Annotated in this window: 16 protein-coding genes; 8 read left to right on the top strand and 8 right to left on the bottom strand. The window is 42.9% G+C overall.

Translation table 11 applies throughout. The features are described from left to right. The gene (locus ACQY3F_RS05105) at positions 1 to 1062 is read right to left on the bottom strand and encodes a cytochrome-c peroxidase (RefSeq protein ID WP_428353862.1); all 1062 of its coding nucleotides are present in this window, start codon (positions 1060 to 1062) and stop codon (positions 1 to 3) included. A 210-nt stretch (positions 1063 to 1272) separates the two neighbouring features. Beyond that, complete coding sequence (locus ACQY3F_RS05100; protein ID WP_428353861.1) at positions 1273 to 1848, bottom strand: DUF1264 domain-containing protein; 576 nt, start codon at positions 1846 to 1848, stop codon at positions 1273 to 1275. 527 nt (positions 1849 to 2375) lie between these two features. Here ACQY3F_RS05100 and ACQY3F_RS05095 point away from each other — a divergent pair. The 3 genes from ACQY3F_RS05095 (at position 2376) to ACQY3F_RS05085 (ending at position 6478) form a co-directional block, all read left to right on the top strand. Next, on the top strand, positions 2376 to 3713 hold the full coding sequence (locus tag ACQY3F_RS05095; RefSeq protein WP_428353860.1) for a DegQ family serine endoprotease: 1338 nt from the start codon (positions 2376 to 2378) through the stop codon (positions 3711 to 3713). Between the two features lie 189 nt (positions 3714 to 3902). Then, positions 3903 to 5264 (top strand): IS1380 family transposase, encoded by a 1362-nt coding sequence (locus ACQY3F_RS05090; RefSeq protein ID WP_428352976.1) that lies wholly within the window; start codon positions 3903 to 3905, stop codon positions 5262 to 5264. Between the two features lie 215 nt (positions 5265 to 5479). Continuing rightward, positions 5480 to 6478: a hypothetical protein gene (locus ACQY3F_RS05085; RefSeq protein WP_428353859.1), complete on the top strand. Its 999-nt coding sequence runs from the start codon at positions 5480 to 5482 to the stop codon at positions 6476 to 6478. A 419-nt stretch (positions 6479 to 6897) separates the two neighbouring features. On the opposite strand, the gene ACQY3F_RS05080 is transcribed toward ACQY3F_RS05085, so the two are convergent. The 3 genes from ACQY3F_RS05080 to ACQY3F_RS05070 are packed head-to-tail and all read right to left on the bottom strand — an operon-like array spanning position 6898 to position 9767. Continuing rightward, positions 6898 to 7893 (bottom strand): MlaD family protein, encoded by a 996-nt coding sequence (locus ACQY3F_RS05080; protein ID WP_428353858.1) that lies wholly within the window; start codon positions 7891 to 7893, stop codon positions 6898 to 6900. Then, a complete protein-coding gene (locus ACQY3F_RS05075; RefSeq protein ID WP_428353857.1) occupies positions 7886 to 8638 on the bottom strand; it encodes an ABC transporter ATP-binding protein in 753 nt (250 codons plus the stop codon). The genes ACQY3F_RS05080 and ACQY3F_RS05075 overlap by 8 nt, the downstream gene beginning before the upstream one ends. Before the next feature lies 1 nt (position 8639). Then, positions 8640 to 9767 (bottom strand): MlaE family ABC transporter permease, encoded by a 1128-nt coding sequence (locus ACQY3F_RS05070; RefSeq protein WP_428353856.1) that lies wholly within the window; start codon positions 9765 to 9767, stop codon positions 8640 to 8642. 510 nt (positions 9768 to 10277) lie between these two features. Here ACQY3F_RS05070 and ACQY3F_RS05065 point away from each other — a divergent pair. The 3 genes from ACQY3F_RS05065 (at position 10278) to ACQY3F_RS05055 (ending at position 15220) form a co-directional block, all read left to right on the top strand. Next, a complete protein-coding gene (locus tag ACQY3F_RS05065) occupies positions 10278 to 11765 on the top strand; it encodes a leucyl aminopeptidase (protein WP_428353855.1) in 1488 nt (495 codons plus the stop codon). 71 nt (positions 11766 to 11836) lie between these two features. Then, a complete protein-coding gene (locus ACQY3F_RS05060) occupies positions 11837 to 12271 on the top strand; it encodes a DNA polymerase III subunit chi (protein WP_428353854.1) in 435 nt (144 codons plus the stop codon). 138 nt (positions 12272 to 12409) lie between these two features. Further along, complete coding sequence (locus ACQY3F_RS05055; RefSeq protein ID WP_428353853.1) at positions 12410 to 15220, top strand: valine--tRNA ligase; 2811 nt, start codon at positions 12410 to 12412, stop codon at positions 15218 to 15220. A gap of 226 nt (positions 15221 to 15446) precedes the next feature. Here the strand turns inward: ACQY3F_RS05055 and ACQY3F_RS05050 are convergent, their stop codons facing one another. Genes ACQY3F_RS05050 through ACQY3F_RS05040 form a run of 3 tightly spaced genes read right to left on the bottom strand, consistent with a single transcriptional unit; the run spans position 15447 to position 17703 of the window. After that, positions 15447 to 15950: a putative transposase gene (locus ACQY3F_RS05050; protein WP_428353852.1), complete on the bottom strand. Its 504-nt coding sequence runs from the start codon at positions 15948 to 15950 to the stop codon at positions 15447 to 15449. After that, a complete protein-coding gene (locus tag ACQY3F_RS05045; protein ID WP_428357617.1) occupies positions 15947 to 17200 on the bottom strand; it encodes a putative transposase in 1254 nt (417 codons plus the stop codon). Before ACQY3F_RS05045 ends, ACQY3F_RS05050 begins: the two co-directional genes overlap by 4 nt. Positions 17201 to 17238: 38 nt before the next feature. Continuing rightward, positions 17239 to 17703: a hypothetical protein gene (locus ACQY3F_RS05040; protein WP_428353676.1), complete on the bottom strand. Its 465-nt coding sequence runs from the start codon at positions 17701 to 17703 to the stop codon at positions 17239 to 17241. A 164-nt stretch (positions 17704 to 17867) separates the two neighbouring features. Between ACQY3F_RS05040 and tnpC the strand changes: the two genes are divergently transcribed. After that, on the top strand, positions 17868 to 19301 hold the full coding sequence (gene tnpC, locus ACQY3F_RS05035) for an IS66 family transposase (protein ID WP_428353851.1): 1434 nt from the start codon (positions 17868 to 17870) through the stop codon (positions 19299 to 19301). Beyond that, positions 19298 to 20155 (top strand): Druantia anti-phage system protein DruA, encoded by an 858-nt coding sequence (locus ACQY3F_RS05030; protein ID WP_428353850.1) that lies wholly within the window; start codon positions 19298 to 19300, stop codon positions 20153 to 20155. Before tnpC ends, ACQY3F_RS05030 begins: the two co-directional genes overlap by 4 nt. Position 20156 lies beyond the last annotated feature (1 nt).

Genomic DNA, 20156 nt, shown 5'->3' with positions numbered 1-20156 from the left:
TTATTTAGACTGATGCTGCTCGCTAGTCAAAGCCTTTAAAAAAGCGACTAGATCCAGTTTTTCCTGGGCCGTTAAATGCAGAGGGAAAATAGCCGGATCCAGAAAAGGATTTTTATCACCGCCTCTATCATAATACTCAACTACCTCAGCCAGTGTCTTGATGCTACCATCGTGCATATAAGGTGCGGTTAAGGCTATATTTCTTAGCGTAGGTGTTTTAAACTTGCCAATATCGGCAATAACAAAGGTAACATTAAAGCGGCCTAATTCTGCTTTCTGAGAATCAGAAAAAGAAAAATCTTCAGTCTTATGCCCTACCCTTAAGCTTTGTACAAACTCAGCTATTTGCGGATTTACTTGAGTAAATCCTATACCTAAATTATAAAATCGGTTATCCATAAACAAAGCATCTTTACCGCTGATTTCATGACAGTTAGCACAATTACCTTTGCGCCTGAAAAGTCGCATACCTCGCGCTTCGCTTAGTGTTAAAGCTTGCCTCTCTCGAGCAAATAAATAACGGTCAAACCCTGAATTTCCTGCTATTAGAGTACGCTCAAAACTAGCAATGGCTTGAGCAATGTGTTCTGGTGTTATTTCGTTAACATTAAATACCCGTGCAAATTGTTGCCGATAATTGCTGTCCTGACTAACTATGTCGGCAATGTGCTGTGGATCTTTTAAGCCGTGCTCGATTGGGTTTACAAAGGGACCTAGCGCCTGCTCCTCCAGAGTGGCAGATCTGCCATCTAAAAATAAGCTCTGATAAAAAGCAGCATTAACGACGGTAGGGGCATTTCTGAATCCAGTCTGCTGGTTTATACCCACAGCCACTGGTTGTCCATCAGTAAAGGCTCTATCCTTGTTGTGACAACTTGCACAACTGACCGTTCCATCCAGGCTTAAACGCTTATCGTTAAATAACTGTTTACCCAGAGCAATTTTCTCTTCGCTTTGTTGATTACTAACAGGGATCGTTAGCTTTGGCAAACCGAGTAAGTTATCCGCATAAACATAGAAAACTTGTAAAAACAGTAAAAAACCAATGCAATATTTCAGCATATTATTCTCCACATCTTTAGTTTATAGAATATGCATTACATATCCGTAGTGACATCTTAATATAAAACCAAATTCAAAAAAAAAAGCCCTTCAGAAAAGGGCTTTTAAAAGAAGACCAAAGCCACTTTATCCAATAATCTCCAGTATTGGTAAAACAGCCTCTAGCCTTATTTAGAATCTATCACGAAAGTGTTAAACAAATATGTCAGATTAGTCTTGCTCTGGCATATCCTGAACAATCATAACGTACGGTTCGCCCAAAGGAAATTCATCATCAATATTCTGGAAGTACACGACTTTACCGTAAGTTTCATTAACTGCAGGTAATATTTTAGCACCTTCTTCAGCTGTTAAATCCGGGAATGTTGCATGAGCTCTAGGCACTTCGATCAAATGATAATGCCAGTATTTTTTCTCTGCTTCAGGTAATGAATTATATTGCGCGGTAGTAATAATATATTCAAAACCAATAGGCTTATCCTGATCTTTCATGCCTGAATGGAACATTAGGCAGATGAATGTTCCATCATCATACGCTTTACAGTGATGATGTACGATCATTTGTAATTTTGGATCATGAATATCATGAGTATCAGGTCTAATATGTCGGATCGCCTGAATATGTAAATCGTTAAAGCCTAAGTGATTAGGGTATTCTTTTTGACGCGGGTTCAATGTTTCGTTATAAACCGCTTCTTTTTCTACAACGATAGGGGGTTTATCAAATGTAGAACAGCCTGTCACTAGTACGATTAACGCACTTGCTATTAGTAATTTTAATTTCATATTTTTCTTCCTCAGCTTAAAAAAAATGGTTTTTATTATGTCAGCTTTGCAGAAACCTTCCAGGCCCAACAAAACATCTAACCAGATACGTAAAGTATCTGACTAATTCCTTATATCCATATGAGGCGAGATAGTGTAACTATTACACTTTACTCTTTTTAGATAATAGTATTGAATAAATACATATTAGGGTTTTATTATATTGTAATATTGATATATGTCAAACTATTACCCTAGTACTTTAGTAAAGAATTACAGATCATAAATTAAATACATATAATTCAAACACTTGCTTATTTATCCCTAATCTTAATCAGTGATTTATCTTGCCCTTGTATTTTTAAATTTTGTCTATAAGATAGAAACATAGTCAGCAAGATTGCGCCACCAACCTATAGTCTGCTGCAAATATAAAGTTAAAATAAAGCTCTAACCCTTTATTTTTATACCCTTTTTCATTACGCCCACACAGTGATATGAATATAAAACAGCAGCTTTTCATTATTTTGACCCTGAACATCTCAGTTTTGTCTGGTACAGCCACGGCTTTTAGCGAATCGCCTAATCGCAGTTATCCCTTGTCACCTAGCCAGGCAGTTCCAACACTTGCACCGATGCTTAAAAATGTCTTACCTAGTGTCGTAAATATTTCTATTCAGGGCACCATAGCGGTACAACAGCACCCGCTGATGAATGACCCTTCTTTTCGTCGCTTTGCACCGCAAATGCCGAAGCAAAGACGTACACAGGGAATAGGCTCAGGCGTTATAGTTGATGCCGACAAAGGTTTTATTATTACTAATAACCATGTGATTGACCATGCAGATACTATTTTTGTTACTTTGCATAATAAACAGAAACTCAAAGCCAAACTTATTGGCACCGATGCCGAAACGGATATTGCTGTATTGCAGGTAGAAGCTAAAGATTTAAACAGTATTCCTCTGGGCGATTCAGATAAATTACAAGTGGGTGATTTTGTCGTGGCAATTGGTAATCCCTTTGGTCTTAGTCATACTGTCACTTCGGGTATGGTTAGTGCGCTGGGGCGTACCAACCTAGGCATAGAAGGCTATGAAAATTTCATACAGACGGATGCCTCTATCAACCCCGGAAATTCAGGCGGTGCATTGATTGATCTACGCGGCCGCTTAATTGGGATTAACTCAGCGATTCTTGCTCCATCCGGTGGTAATGTCGGTATCGGCTTTGCAATCCCGATCAATATGGCAAAAATGATCATGCATCAGTTACTTGAGCATGGTGAGATTAAACGTGGCTTGTTAGGCGTACAAATTCAGGATCTAAACACCGACCTTGCCGATGCAATGGATTTAAAAGGCATCCATGGTGCTTTAGTATCGCGCGTCACGCCTAAGAGTGCTGCCGAGAAAGCAGGTATTAAAGCCGCTGATGTCATTGTAGCGGTGAATGGTAAAAAAATAACCGGAGCAAATTCATTACGCACTAACATTGGCCTTAAGCGCGTTGGCGAAAAAGTAAGTATTGAACTATACCGCGATAAACAACTTCAGACGGTTAAAGCAACCATAGGTGGTGCCGTAATTCCAGAGCAATTAGCTGCATCATCTAGTGATATGCCCTTATTTAAAGGTGCAACGCTGAAAGAACTCAGTATTAAGGAGCCCTATCAGGGGGTTGAACAGGGTTTATTAATTACTGAAGTACAAGCTAACAGCCCTGCGGCACAAGTCGGTTTAATGAATGGTGATATTATTTTAGCGGTTAATAAACAAGAGGTCGCTACGCTTGCCGAATTAACCCAAGCAGCAAAATCATCCCAAAATCAACTGTTAATTCATTTACAACGCGGACAGAGTTTCTTATATATTGTGATTAAATAGAAGTACAAATAGCCATCACGCCAAGACAAAAGAGCTGCGGCCTTATATTTTGGCAAAGCCTTTACGGAGGAAATTCGATGTTAGAAATACAACCTAAATCCTGCAAGCATTATACATAATAATCCACAAAACTCCTTATTAAACAATGATATAATATCATTTTCCTGATTTCACTATCTCATTGTTTTAATGAAGCCCTCTAAAGTATCAAAATCCTCATCTCACGTAAGAAACCGTACCCGAACGGTAAAAATGACATCTACAGCACATGGATTGACAAGCCAGGCGGGACTGATTCCCGTCGTGAAATATTTAGACAGGATAGGTTTTGAAAAAACCGTAAAACAAAGCGTTCCACATCGGCGGGGTGAAAATGCAGACCATCACTTATCTGATGTGGTTCTATTGACGTTGGTTGGCATGATGGGGGGAGCAACATCAATGGCAAAGGTGACGACCGTATGGGCAGATAGCGTACTGCGCAAAGTAGCTGGCTGGATAAAGATTCCTGTTGAAACCACAATTTTACGGATCTTTAAAGAAGTAAGTGATAGGCAGATAAGCCAGTTTGAAACGCTCACGCATACTTTGCGTGGTCAACACTGGCGGCGATTGCTTCGTTCCGGAAAATCGAAAACTGGCATACAATCCGTCCAGTGGGTCGATGTCGATTCAACTGTGGACACCGTTTGTGGTCGACAAGAAGGAAGTGCCAAAGGCTTCAACCCCAAAAAGAAAGGTGCCCGTTCATACCATCCACAACTCGCTTTTCTAGCGGAAACAAAAGAAATTTTACAAGCCTGGTTCCGGACAGGCAATGCCTTTACAAGCAATGGTGTTGTAGAATTTACCAAACAGTTACTTGCACACTTGCCCAATCGGATGCGCATTATTTTTCGCGGTGACAGTGGTTATTTTGTCGGTGATTTGCTTGAATTTCTCGATACCAGAGGGCATGGGTATCTAATAAAGGTTAAACTTAAGAATTTGAACGCATTGCTGGCCAAACAGGCCTGGACAGCCATACAAGGCCGACCCGGTTGGGAGCAGAGCGAGTTTCAATATCGTTGTGGTGGCTGGTCTCGCTCTCGTCAGTTTGTCGCGGTCAGGATAAAGCAACCTAAACAAGTGACAGGACCTCAGTCCGAGCTTTGGGATACGGCAGAATATGACTATTTTTGTTATGTAACAACTGAACCTCTATCGCCTTGGCAAACACATAAGAAGTATGGTGAACGAGCGACGTGCGAAACATGGATTGAAGAAGCAAAATCACAAATGGGTTTAGGTAAAATCAGAACGAATCAATTTCTGGCTAATGCCGCATTATTTCATTGCGCCGTTCTTGCCTACAATACCGTGCGCTGGATGGCTCAATTGAGTGGCAACAAAACGTTGTGCCAATGGGAGCCGGATACACTTCGTACTTATCTGATTCGGGTGGCTGGAAAATTACTCACAGGCAATAATCAGCTGAGAGTCAGAACACCTGCAGGTCCGCTCTATCCACAGGAATGGGATGATTGGGTTAAGGTGGGGTTACTCGCTTAACATTAACCGAAGTTAAGTCACTTTGATTAAAAGGTCATGGCACGTTGGCAGGGTGTTTATTGCCTTGGGCTCGGGGGATATCCATACGATACAAAAAATTTCCTCTATTTATGATTTAAATCTGGATATTTTGATCGGTTGGACAAAGAGGGCTGGCAAAGCGGCAGTAAAAACCTAATAACCACTTAGCTAGACAGGTTAATGAGAGTCAAAATATGGGCTTGCAGGATTTAGGTAATATGCGAACTAATAAAATGATAAAGCATTGTCTGCTGGCTGGAGTCGCAGGCCTAGCTTTAATTCCACCCTACATAATTGCGGCAGAGGGAGGCTCTACCGAACCTAAAACAGAAGCCCCATTTCATATAGATCATGAATACACGTTCGGTGAAGTAGTAAAGCAATCGATGTTTGGCGATGTCTATTCTCAACCAGAAAACTGGCAGGAACTATCTATCAGTAATTTTTTTAGTGAGGGCTGGGATAAGCCATGGGTAAGCCCGCCAACGGGAGGCGGTGGTGCTCCGCGCCAAGGCTGGTTAAATGCCTATGAAGGTGTGTTCTACCGATTAAGTCTTGGCGTATTTGGCTGGAAACATCATAGTAATAATACCGATAGTTATAGCGGTAATTTAGTAACTTTCACACCGATAAATTCGCGTTTCGAAGTCAAAACTGAGATTCCAGTATCATCTAATAGCGAAGCAACTAATTTCGGAGATTTCCGTATTCAGGCGCGTTTCCTACTATCGGAATCACGTAATTTCACTCAGACTTTTAATCTTGATTTTCGTACTCCAACCGGGAGCGCCATCAATGGCGATGATGTTGCATCTATCATACCGCAGTACCAGTTCTGGGCGAACTGGTGGAAAGGCTTAGTTGTTCGTGGTGGTACCGGGTTCACCATTCCTTATGCGGGTGAAATAAGTAAGGCAGGCGCACGCTCGACTTTTGATGCCAACTTCTCAGTTGGTTACTATATGACACCTCACGATATGACCCCCTTTGGTGATATGGTCTGGTACTTGGCAACTAATTTGAACCAGGCGATTGATAACCGAGCTGATGGCGGAGATACTGCTGTCACTCTCTCTCCTGGGTTTCGTACACATTTGGGCATGGACTGGTATATGCTAGGCACAGTTGAAGTCCCCGTTACCAATTCTGAATATGATTATCAAGTCTTGTTTTCATTTATGAAGGTTTATTAGCAAACCGGGACATTTAAATCTAATGCTTGATAGTGCAGGTGTCGAGCAGAGAATTATGATAAGACTTATATAAACTTTCCTGATTACGTACAACTCTCAGCCATAGTAGAATAAAGCTTGAAACATCCGTATGTTAAAAACCTCGTCATTCCCGAAGTCCTTTTATCGGGAATCTATGCTTCTCCTGCTAGATTCCCGCTTAAAGCATGCTGGAATGACAACGTATAGCTGAGGGTCATGGGTAATCAGGAAAACTTTTAGTTTATAACGTATAAACCATGGGCTTATAAATACATTATTGCTAATAATTCGAGCTATCCTTTTTACTTCAACTGATGCCATAGTGTTGCATTTATAGCTTTAATCCGCGAGATTCTTTTGGGTGTTCAAAGTAACAAACCGTTCACTTACAAAAATGCTTAACGCTTTTTCCCTTGGATAATGGACTCTGGGTGCATCTCTAAATAATCAGCTAATGAACGTAGAGACTTTGCCGAGCGCCTTAACTCTATTAAGGTACTATTCAAATTACGCTGCAAATTCGCATCTTTGTTGAACACACTAGCAACATCTTTTGCACTGACTTGAAACTGTTGCAGCGTCAAATTAGTGTTTGCTATCGTTTGCTGTATATCCTCTAATAATGGATCAGTTGCGTTATCCAGCTTGCGCATCGCACTACTACTGTGCTGCAGAGTTTTTTCAGCATTCACAGCAATCGCTACAGAATGTTTATTAAAAGTCGTCAAAATTCCCTGTAATTCGGTTAAAGAAACAGATAAAGCATGCATCGTTTGTTTAGTTTCATCAGAGCCGGCAATTCGCTTGATATTTTTTACGGCGCTTAATAATTCCGAAAATAATTCTTTAAAATCAATGCCCTGGAACTCTCTCAGAGCATCAGTAATATTTTTTTGCACTTCCTGAGCACTGGAGGTAATCGCTGGTAACTCTGAGAATTGTTTATTTAAGCCGGTTAACTTAACCGGTGACTCGGGCCTTAGTAAAGATTCTATATATAATTGCCCAGTGACCAAGCTGGTATATTGTAATTGCATCCGCAAACCATCTTTAATCAACTGCGCCATCGCCATTTTTTCACTGGCAGGATCTTTGAATTGCAACAATTGTTTACATTTCTCATGATCGATTTCGATAAAAACCGGCGTTAAAATACGTTTTGTAGCAGGGTCCAGTTCTACTGTAATATCAGTTACTTTACCTATCGGCACACCTTGCATTTTGACCAAAGCACCAACAGATAGGCCGTTCACTGATTCATTGAAATAGATAACATATCTAGATTTTACAGTGAACCATTGCCCACTGGTAAACACCGTAATGCCCAAAATTGCTATTAGCACAGCTCCCAATACAAAAATGCCAATAATGGTAGGGTTCGCTTGTTTACTCATTCATGCCTCTACTTAAAAACTGTTGTACAACGGGATTCGGACATTTATTCAATAAGTCTTTTGGTGGACCTTGCGCTATTTGTGTTTTACTAATCGAATCCAAAAACACACTATCCGTACCAATTGCAAACAAGCTGGGCAAGTCATGAGTAACAACAACAATTGTCGTGCCTAAACTTGCCTGGATACTTAAAATCAGATCATCTAATAATTTAGCACTCAGTGGATCCAGACCTGCAGAAGGTTCATCAAAAAACAGAATATCAGGATCCAGTGCCAAAGCTCGTGCCAGACCCGCTCTTTTTTTCATACCGCCGCTGATTTCGGCTGGATAATATTCTTCAAAGCCTACCAGGCCAACCAATGCCAGTTTAAAATAAGCCAGACCCTGAATTTCATCATAACTTAAATCAGTATATTCCTTTAACGGTAGCGCTATATTTTCTGCCAGCGTCAGAGAGCTCCACAATGCACCGCTTTGATACATAACACCATTAGCACGCATAATTTTCTTACGCTCTGCATCGGAAATTTTCCATAAATCTGCATCCTGATAAAATATACTTCCTGCCGCCGGTGTTTTCAGTCCCAATAGATGCCTGAGTAAAGTACTCTTACCACAACCATTTCCCCCCATGACGATAAAGATGTCACCCTTATAAATGTTGAAATTAAGATCCTGCTGGATAATAAAATCATCATAAGCCATGGTTAAATTTTTAACTTGAATGTGTACTTCTTTCATATTAAAAACCTATAATCTGATAAACAACAGTCAACACAGCATCTGCCACCACAACACTGACTATTCCAGCCACCACCGCTGATGTTGCTGCGTCACCCACCGAAGAAGAACTACGTCCACACTGCATACCACTTAAGCAACCCGATAATGCCACCAGCACGCCAAACACGCTGCTTTTAATTAGCCCGGTTAAAAAATCATTCAGATCAAGCGCGGATTTGGTCTGTATTAGATACTCAACCACTGAAATATCCAGCAAAGACACACTGACTAATAAGCCCCCCAGAATTCCCATTAAATCAGCATACAGACATAATAGCGGTAGCATAACAATCAACGCTAACATGCGTGGTAAGACCAGAAAATCAACCGGCGAAATGCCTAAAGTTTCCAACGCGTCAATTTCTTCATTGACCCGCATAGAACCTAATTGTGATGCAAAGGCGGCTCCCGTTCGACCGGCCATAATAATAGCCGTCATCATCGCGCCCATTTCCCTGGCCATACCCAAGCCAACCAGGTTAGCAACATAAATTTGCGCACCAAATATCTTTAACTGCATGGCTCCTACAAATGCCAGAATTAAGCCGACTAACAGGCTGATTAATGTGACAATCGCTAAAGCACCAGGACCGCATTCCTGCATAATGAGCCATAAGTCTCTTTGCCGAAAACAGGCTTTACCACGTAATAAGCGCAAACTACTTAAACACACTTCCCCCACAAACGTTAACATCACCTGAGTTTGCTTATACAAGCCCAGAGCGTGCTGTCCTACCTGTGTTAAAAGAGATGATGCATAAATGATTTTTTGTCCGCTCTCACGTACCGGAAAAGCAGAGGCCTGATGTAATAAATCTTGAGCCGCAGAGGGCAACTCAGTCATATTCAGAGTTATATTATGTTCATTACAATAGCGTTCTAACTCAAATAAAAACAGCATTAAACGACTGTCCCAGTGGCCTAACTGGTCACTCTTTAAGTCAATTTGCACATAACCGTGTTCTTCTATTTGCGGTTTAACTGACTTGAAGCTGGGTACTGAATTACCCATAGCCCAGTCGCCCTGAATATGTGCTTCACTTTTCTTGCCTTCAGTCGCTGAAAGTTCAAACCCACATTGATTCAATGTAAAACCTTTTTTTAAAGTATATGTTAAGAATAATTAGTTTAAACAGCCAACTAAACATTAATAACACAACGGTACCATAGAATTAAATAATCAGCATAGTGATCAATCAGAATAAGTTTGCGTAGCAAAAATGCATTGCATCGCTAAACTAACGCTAAAATCTAAATTCATTTTAGCAAATTGATTTATTCTACAAATAAACAACCACCGACTGAAAGTCGGGATACCGGGCCAATAACCCATTGGCAGAAATAACATTTGAGATAAATCTGTTCGCTGAATAAAGCGAAGATTTTAACCTTACATAGGAAAATAAATAACCCCAACAACAGTATCTCACTCCTACTGATTGGAATAGACATAAGAAAAACCTAATATAAATATTTTCCACTTCTGATTAATTGAGATTCAAAGCTTTCACAAAAAGCACATTTTACGAAAAACGCCCAGCTGATTCTATTGTATAATCAACCGCAACTTTAACTCGCCACCTCTAAATACGCTTGTATGGACTATTTATTAGCAAACACCCCGTTAGAATCACTAGAAACTGAATGTCTTATCGTTGCTGTTTTTGCAAATCAAAAACTAAGCCCCGCTGCTCAAACTTTGGACTCATTAACCGGAGGGATCATTACAGACATCCTGCAACGAGGTGATATTAAGGGCAAACTAGCAGAGACATTGTTAATCAATTACCTACCGTATGCGGCTTTTAAACGTGCGTTGCTAGTCAGCTTTGGTGATGAAAATGAATTAACCGCTAAGGATTATCGCAAGGCTCTAAACGCAGCTGCCAAAACTTTGAAAACTACTCAGATTAGTAGTGTTGTCTGTTGTTTAGCAGAAGCTAAAGTGAATGGACAATGTGCGACCTGGAATGCACGCCAAATTGTTGAGGCCTTTGATGCGCCTTTCTACCAGTTCAATGATTGTAAAAGTAAACCAGCCGATAAACTCTGCTTAACTTCTGTGAGCCTGCATAGCCTGACAGAGGCAAAGGCTATACAAACGGGTATTAACCAAGGTATCGCGATTGCACAAGGCGTTGCACTGGCAAAGCGTGTCTCTGATTTACCAGGTAATATTTGCACGCCTACTTATTTAGCTGAACAGGCAGTGGATATTGCCGCACAATATCCGAACCTAAGCGCTGAAATTCTGGAAGAAGAGCAGATGCAAAAACTTGGCATGGGCTCTTTTCTATCGGTAAGCCGTGGTAGTCGTCAGCCAGCCAAATTGATTACTCTGGAATATAAAGGCGGCGCAGATGATGCTCAACCTATCGTATTTGTCGGTAAAGGTTTGACCTTTGATGCAGGTGGTATTTCCTTAAAGTCCAGCGCGGGTATGGATGAAATGAAATACGACATGTGTGGTAGTGCCGCCGTTCTCGGTGCTTTACAAGCTGCAGCGCAATTACAACTACCCTTAAATATCGTCGGCATTATTCCTTCATCTGAAAATATGCCTGATGGCGATGCAAACAAACCGGGTGATATCGTCACCAGCATGGCGGGTTTAACCATTGAAATATTGAATACCGATGCCGAAGGCCGGTTAATTCTGTGTGATGCGCTTACTTACGCCAAAAAATTCAACCCTGATGTGGTGATCGATATGGCCACTTTAACAGGCGCATGTCTGGTCGCTTTAGGTCGCGTACCAAGTGGCTTGTTAGGGAATGACGATACGCTGTGCAATGATTTATTTAACGCCAGTGAAACAGCTCTGGATAGTGTTTGGCGCTTGCCTTTATGGGATGAGTATCAGGATCAGTTGAAATCAAATTTTGCCGATATTGCAAATATAGGTGGGCGTGATGCGGGTACGATTACCGCCGCGTGTTTTCTTTCACGTTTTACCAAAGACTATCAGTGGGCACATCTGGATATTGCTGGTACTGCCTGGAAGAGTGGCGACGCTAAAGGGGCAACAGGCCGACCTGTACCCTTGTTAGTACAATATTTATTAAACCGCGCGAATGCTGCTTAAATATACTCGTTCCCACGCATTGCTTGGGAATACATGTACAGACGCTGTTCGTCACGAAGCGCAAACTATGTATGCAACAGCCTAAAGTTAATTTTTATATACTGTCGTCTCAGACCGAAAAGGGACGGCAGTTATTCGCCTGTAAACTCGCAGAAAAAGCTTTTCGCTTAGGTTTTAAAACTTATATATTAACTAGCTCTATGCAACAGGCGCAGCAAATGGATAAGTTGCTCTGGACTTTTCGCGCGAATAGCTTTGTGCCGCATGAAATATTTCAGGATAGCTTACCCAACACCGCCAATAGCGTTATAATTGGTACGCAACAAGCTCCTGCACCCTGGCAACACACATTGATAAATTTATCGACAGGTGGTCCTGAAGATATTTTGCAATCGGAACAAATTTTTGAGTTATTAGATAATGACGAAACACAAAAACAGGCAGGTCGACAGCGCTACCGGAATTATCAGACTCAAGGTATAACACCAAACACACATAATATGTAACTCATTACCTCTGGTTTCCAGGGTCTGTGCGGAAACCCATGTGCGGATGCTCCGCACCCTGTGACGCAGAGCACTACAAAATACATTCCTACGCAGAACGTAGGAACAAGACTATTGACTATTTACCAAACCACATTCATGGAAAAAACATACAACCCCGCCGCTATCGAACAACATTGGTATTCTACCTGGGAAGAAAAAGACTACTTCGCTCCCCACCAGGAAGGTGAATCATTCTGCATTATGATTCCACCACCTAATGTCACCGGTAGTTTGCATATGGGGCATGCTTTCCAGGATACGATTATGGATGCGCTGACCCGCTATCATCGCATGAAAGGCTATAACACTTTATGGCAGCCAGGCACTGACCACGCGGGAATAGCGACACAAATGGTCGTTGAGCGTTTAATCAATCAGGAGGGGAAAACCCGCCATGATTACGGGCGTGAAAAATTTATTGAGCGTATCTGGGACTGGAAAGAAGAATCCGGCGGTACGATTACCCAACAGTTGCGCCGTATGGGTGCGTCACTGGACTGGTCACGCGAACGTTTCACCATGGATGATGGCTTGTCTGAAGCCGTAAAAGAAGTCTTTGTCAGCCTCTATGAAGAAGGTTTAATTTATCGCGGTAAACGTCTGGTTAACTGGGATCCGGTGCTACATACGGCGGTATCGGATTTAGAAGTGTTATCCGAAGAAGAAAACGGCTCCATGTGGCATATGCGCTACCCACTATCCAATGGCACAGGGCATTTAATCGTCGCTACTACACGCCCGGAAACCATGCTCGGCGATGCTGCAGTGGCTATTCACCCAAGTGATGAGCGTTACAAGCATCTATTAGGTGAATTCATTAAGTTACCACTCTCAGGACGCTTAATTCCTATTATTGCCGATGAATATGTCGACCCTGAATTTGGTACCGGTTGCGTTAAGATCACCCCGGCACATGATTTTAATGATTACGAAGTCTGGACACGCCACAAAGAAATCTCCTCGATTCAAGACCAGATTCATGGCGGCTTAATAAATATTTTTACGTTTGATGCGTCTATACGCGCAAATGAAGAAGAGGAACATGACTTAATTCCGGCAGCTTATATAGGCTTAGACCGTGTGGCTGCACGCAAACAGATCGTAAAGGATCTTGACGCATTAGACTTGTTAGAGAAAGTTGAAGATCATAAACTAATGGTACCCCGTGGTGACCGTTCGGGCAGCATTATTGAACCTCTATTAACTGACCAGTGGTATGTCAAAGTTGCGCCATTAGCAGAACCCGCTTTAGAAGCGGTAAAAAGCGGCGAGATCCAATTTGTACCAGATAACTGGAAAAACACCTATTATGACTGGATGAACAATATTCAGGACTGGTGTATATCACGGCAAATTTGGTGGGGACATCGTATTCCTGCCTGGTATGATGAGCTAGGCAATGTTTATGTGGGGCGTACAGAGCAGGACGTTCGCGAAAAGCATAAGCTAGCTGACGACTATGTACTAAGACAAGATGAAGACGTATTAGATACCTGGTTCTCCTCAGCATTATGGCCCTTCTCTACTTTAGGATGGCCAGAAAAAACACCCGAACTGGAACAACATTATCCTGGTAGTGTTTTAGTCACCGGCTTTGATATTATTTTCTTCTGGGTTGCCCGGATGATTATGATGGGTAAAAAATTCATGGGCGATGTACCCTTTAAAAAGGTCTATATTCACGGACTGGTACGCGACGCCGAAGGACAGAAAATGTCTAAATCCAAAGGTAACGTGCTAGACCCGATTGATATAATTGATGGTATTAGCCTTGAAGACCTCGTGAAAAAACGTGTATCAGGCATGATGCAACCGCATCTGGCTGAAAAAATTGAAAAAGCAACGCGCAAAGCCTACCCGGAGGGTATTCCTTCTTATGGAACGGATGCACTACGCTTTACCTTTGCCTCTCTAGCCTCTACGGGCCGTGATATACGTATGGATAGTGGCCGTATCGATGGTTATCGTAATTTCTGTAATAAGTTATGGAATGCTGCCCGTTTTGTGTTGATGAATACCGAGGAGCAGGATTGTGGCCTAAACGGTGGAGAACTGGAATATAGTCAGGCGGATAAATGGATTGTATCGCGCTTAAATCAGGTGACTGCCACTACCAGCGATGCCATAGAAAATTATCGCTTTGACCATGCTGCACAGGAAATCTATGAATTTATCTGGAACGAGTATTGTGACTGGTATTTAGAACTGTCCAAAATATCTCTACAGTCTGATAATAGTGCTCTACAACGTGGCACACGTAAAACATTATTAACGGTGTTAGAAACAGTTTTACGCCTGGCGCACCCGATTATGCCCTTTATCACCGAGGAAATTTGGCAACGTGTAGCACCACTGGCAGGCGTGCAGGCTGAAACCATTATGCTACAGCCCTACCCTGAATCTGACTCAGCCCAGATTGATAATGACGCAATCGCTGCTATTGAATGGACCCAGCAATTTATATTAGGTGTGCGGCGCATCCGTGGAGAAATGAATATTGCTCCGGGCAAGCCCTTACCTGTGTTACTTGAAAATGTAACATCGGCTGACCAACAATATTTGCCTCATGCACAGGTTTATTTACAAAAACTGGGGCGTATTGAATCTATTCACTGTTTGACAGAAGGTGAAACAGCACCTGAATCAGCCATCGCTTTGGTTAATGAATTACGCATTCTGATTCCTATGGCGGGGTTAATCGATAAAGCAGCAGAAATCGCCCGATTGGAAAAAGAAATCGCTAAGTTGGAAAAGGATTTACCGCGCATTGAAGGCAAATTAAATAATCCCAAATTCGTTGATAAAGCACCGGCTGCGGTGATAAACAAGGAAAAAGAGAAGTTAGCTAATATACACAGCTCTTTAGCTAACTTTAATGAACAATTACTTAAAATTCAGGCGCTTTAATTTTATCCAAACGGAAGGCTAAGGACAAAAGAAAGAATCTTTAGCATCGTTCATTTCCCTGTTGACACTTTTATCCACGAAAATTGACAGCATCCTGCATATTCCTTTGAAAACAGCGAAAAGCAGGGTCACCTATTAAAAATATTTTCGTGCTTTTCGTGTCTTTCGTGGACAGTTTTTAAGCTCAGACATCTTGATTCAGACGAAACTAATTTGAGACCATTTCCTAATTTTTTGCGGATGAAGTCAGCTCATAAATTAAGCGCAGATCGGTTCCTGGATAATTGAGTTCCGTTTGATTGAGTTGTTCAAATAACTTTTCTATTGCTTTATTACTTGCAGGTCGGGAAGTACTATGCACACGTATCCGAAGTTGTTTTTTTACTTCATCGGGTAATATATCTGCTTCTGTCACAAACAGCGTTTGTAATAGTTGCCTTGCCATCGGAAAGTCGATTGTCGGTGAGGTTAGCAGAGCGGCCATTGCTGTTTCTGCCCGATAAGCGATCATGTTGACAGTATCTATCAGCCGCTTTTTCCCTGGCAGAAGCTGTTCGAACTTATCTTCGTCTCTCAACTCTTGCCAGGTAATGTGTTTGGGCGTTTGGCTTAGTTTTTCCTTGATGGTTTTTAGTTCATTTTCATAATGCTCTATTTCTTCGAGTAATTCTGCTCGTTTTCTTTCCCATTTCTTGTATTTCACATCTTCCGTTTCATCTTTTTTAATCACCGGATGAAGTTCCATCGCTGCAAATCGAGATAGACGGTAATTGAGTTTGGATTGTATCGAATTCGCTGTCCTTCCTGTTGGCGCCTATCAGGGTTGACCACCTTTTGGGTATCGGATAGTGGCTCTATTCCATACTCCTGTAGAATGTCTATCCCATAGTGGTGCTTCATATATCTAAAAAAGTTCTCTTGGCACCACCGGCTAAACATTCGCCCAGAAACAGCCGTCAATTCTAGTTCATAGGCTGTGGTAATAATACTGGTTTGGTGACCAGAATCAGTCAACTTGCGCACTTCTCTCATCCACATCGCCTGTTTTTTGGTTCCAACCAGACTGCCTCGTTCGGCGAGTTTCATGATGACTTTTTCACCACTCGGTAGGGTGATCTCCTGGCCGGAAAAATTGTCCAGTGGCCAATTTTCGGTGGGAAATTTATGATAGGTCATGCAAGCGACACGATGCTTGTCCCACATCTTTCTAAAGAATGCGGGGCTATAGCCTTCTCTATCAAACACCAGGATAAAACGACAGGCTTGTTTGTTTTGCTGTAATGCTTGTGCACTCGGTTGATTCGGAATGTCTTTGAGTAATCGGGGGACGATATCTTCTTCCAGCGTTTTTAGTAAGCCCGGATCCACCGTTTTTTCAACGACAAAGAAGGGACGCCCCGTACCATCATTAACCCAGTAGTCGGTGATACCCCGTAAGCAGAGTTTTTCGCGTGAAACATGCCGTTTGGGAAGTTTAGTCAAGTGTCCATGATAGACACGGACATGACCATCTATGTAGAGTGTTCCTGCTGCCTCTGGTTCATTTTCCATCCATTGTCGACTGAGGTCGGCCGCCCAGCTTTCAACTGATTCTGGATCAGACAGTCCTTTTACTTTGGTTCTTAAACAGCGCACTTCGGGAACCCGATCCAGGCCAAGTAGTTTGCCGAATTCACCCGGTGCATGCTCGCGAAGTTGTTCGGCATTTTTGATGCGACATAGTCCCATAAAGGCGAGTAGCAATAGGATATGAAAGGTTTGATAATAACCTGTCAGTTTGCCAAGGTGGTGCTCAATGTCATTTAATAAGCCATTGCTAAGTAACGCGGGCAATGCACATAACACACCGCCTTTAGGAACATCTAAACAGGATTCGAATTCGATTGAGGCTCCCTTTTCCTGCTCACCCAAAGCCGCCTGGATTCGCTCTTCTACTCGAGTGCAGGCCGTACCGAGTGACTCGGCTGCACTGGCATCAATAATATCACGGGCTGATTTGGTACTGCCATCATTGGGGTCTATTGATACGGCAGACTTTTTTTTAAACGTCCATCACTGATCGCCTTGCGAAAGGTATCTGCCCGGATGCCTAATTCTTTAGCGGCTTCGTTAGGCGTCATACCTTGATCCAGATATTCCTGAGCTTGCTGCAAAACCTCAAGCGTAAAGAGTGGTCCTCCCTTGCGAGTCGGGCGAGGTTCAAAAAACGAATCAGCCCCTTTTTCTCGTAGTTGCCTTAATGAGCGCATAACACTACTTTTAGAGACACCAAAGGTTGTAATAATATCGATTGAACGACAGGAGCCGGTATTGATGAGTTGAGAGGTGTGAAGTCTAAATAATCTCTTATTGTCAGCCTGGTGAGAATAGATCGGGATACCGCCGAGGAAATAAAACCACTCATCATTTCGGTTATCAACACTGACCTGACCATTTATAATAGTCGTACCCTGAGGAATTATTGGGAGCATGAGTTGCTGCATTAATTGAATACCTCGTATGATATGAGGGCTTAGTTTAACCTAAATGAGTACCGTTTTCATTTCTTTAGCTGAAAATATCAATCATTTGACAATAATTCCCTAACCCTTTAATTATATTGCCTAGTTTAAGTTTTAATGGATTTCTTTCAGGATAGCGAATCAAGATGTCTGATACTGATACACCTCGGCCTCGTGGCCAGCAAAAAGGTAGCAAGGGACACGGGCGCACTCCCCGTCCTGATTTGCCGATTATTGAAGAAGAGCATGACATTGCTGCTGAAAACACGTTGTGCCTAGTTTGTACAAAACCCTACAAGCTTCTGTCACAGACAGAGGATTCAAATATTGTTGAAATAAAGGTTAACAGCTATATTCGTCGTGTCAAACGAAAGATGACTGTTCAGGGCTGTCAATGCGAGGGAGTCACCGGATTGATTACGGCTCCTCCTGCACCACGTCTTATCCCCAAAAGTGGTATTGGCATCTCGGTATGGAGAGAAGTTCTGCTTAACAAGTTTCTGTTCTCACGAGCACTCAATAATTTGTGTACAGATTACACACATCGAGGTCTATGCATTGCCCCTGGCACACTCACGGGTGGATTACAGAAGATAGCTCCGCTATTCGAACCGCTCGTCAATGAACTGGTTAAAAAACAACTCACCGAAGATCTATTCCATAATGATGAAACCGGCTGGAAAGTGTTTGAAATCATAGAGGGCAAAACGGGCTACCGCTGGTGGTTGTGGGTCACTCAGTCCCGTTCGGTAGTCTATTACATACTGGCACCTAGCCGTAGTGGTGATATACCCATCAAGTATTTTTCCGGACTGGATAAACACCTGGAACAGGTCATTGTGGTCTGTGATCGTTATAAAGGTTACATTCGGCTGGCACGGGAAATTCCACAGATCATACTGGCTTTCTGCTGGGCACATGTCCGCCGTGACTTTCTGGATGCCGCCAGAAGCTATCCGAAACTTGAAGCATGGATGCTTGATTGGGTCGAACTCATTGCCGAACTCTATCATCTTAACAAGCAACGCCTGAAAGAGTGGGACGAAACAAAAAGCCTGGAAACCCAGAATCAAGACTTCAAGCAACACCATCAAGCCCTTGCACAGGCAAGCCAAAAGATGAAAGAGCGCTACGCGCATTTACTGGAAGCGGAGAAAGAGAACAAAAACCTAGAGCGCATTCAATGCAAGATCCTAAACAGCCTGAATAACCACTGGAAAGGATTGATGGTATTCGTACTCAATCCCCAGGTACCCATGGACAACAATACTGCTGAGCGGCGTATGCGTAATCCCGGTATGGGGCGTAAAAACTATTATGGTTCAGGGAGTCAATGGAGTGCCAGACTGGCAGCCATGATGTTTTCACTGTTTCAGACAATCCTGTTATGGGGATTGAACCCACATCACTGGCTTCACGACTATCTAGATGCCTGTGCGAATAATGGTGGGCAGCCTCCCTCAGACATCCGCCCGTTTATTCCCTGGATGATGAGCGAGTCGCGCAAACAGCAGTTGAGCAAACCCTTGCCTGAACTGACTGCGACTCCACTCGAGTCAGAACAACCCCAATCACCATGACACGGTATTGTGGACGAAACTTTAGCGAGCAGGAACTGGAACAGATGCGGAAATTGATTGCCGAGGATGCTGGGTGCACGCGTGCCGAACTTTCGCGCCTGACCTGCAGGATGCTTGATTGGTACAAGCCTGATGGGGGGCTCAAGGATATGTCATGCCGTGTTGCCATGCTGCGCATGGCAGAAGATGGACTTATCGCTCTGCCGCCACCACGGCGCAAACCACCCCCGCGACAGAAACTCAACTTTACTGAACAGACGGACCCGCAACCAGCGATCCTCCTGCCTGTTCATGAACTTGCGGCCATCCAGCTTTGTCCAGTCATCACCCGTGATCATTCACGACTATGGAATGAGTACATACATCGCTACCACTACCTGGGGCACAAGCCGCTACCCGGCGCACAGCTTCGCTACTTCGTCATCCTCGACGAGCAAATTATTGCAGCGCTCGGTTTTAGTGCGGCCGCCTGGCAAACGGCACCACGTGATCAGTTTATTGGCTGGAGCCACGAACAGCGGCAAAAAAACCTGCCGTTAGTCGTGAACAATGCCCGTTTTCTGATTATGCCCTGGGTGAAATCCAAAAATCTTGCTTCCACTATTTTATCCATGATAGCTCGTCGCCTTCCTACACAATGGGAAGAGCGTTATGGCATCCGTCCGGTGTTACTGGAAACTTTTGTTGATACCGAGCGATTTGCAGGGACTTGTTACAAAGCCGCCAACTGGATCTACGTAGGTAAAACCAAAGGGCGCGGCAAGTTGGGACCTGCTGGTAAACAAAGCGTACCCATCAAAGACTTATGGCTTTATCCGCTGTGTCGTCAGTTTAGAAGCCACCTAACTCGCTGAT

The organism is Methyloprofundus sp., from assembly GCF_965251085.1.
GTDB lineage: Bacteria > Pseudomonadota > Gammaproteobacteria > Methylococcales > Methylomonadaceae > Methyloprofundus.
This window is presented reverse-complemented; position numbering and strand designations above follow the sequence as displayed.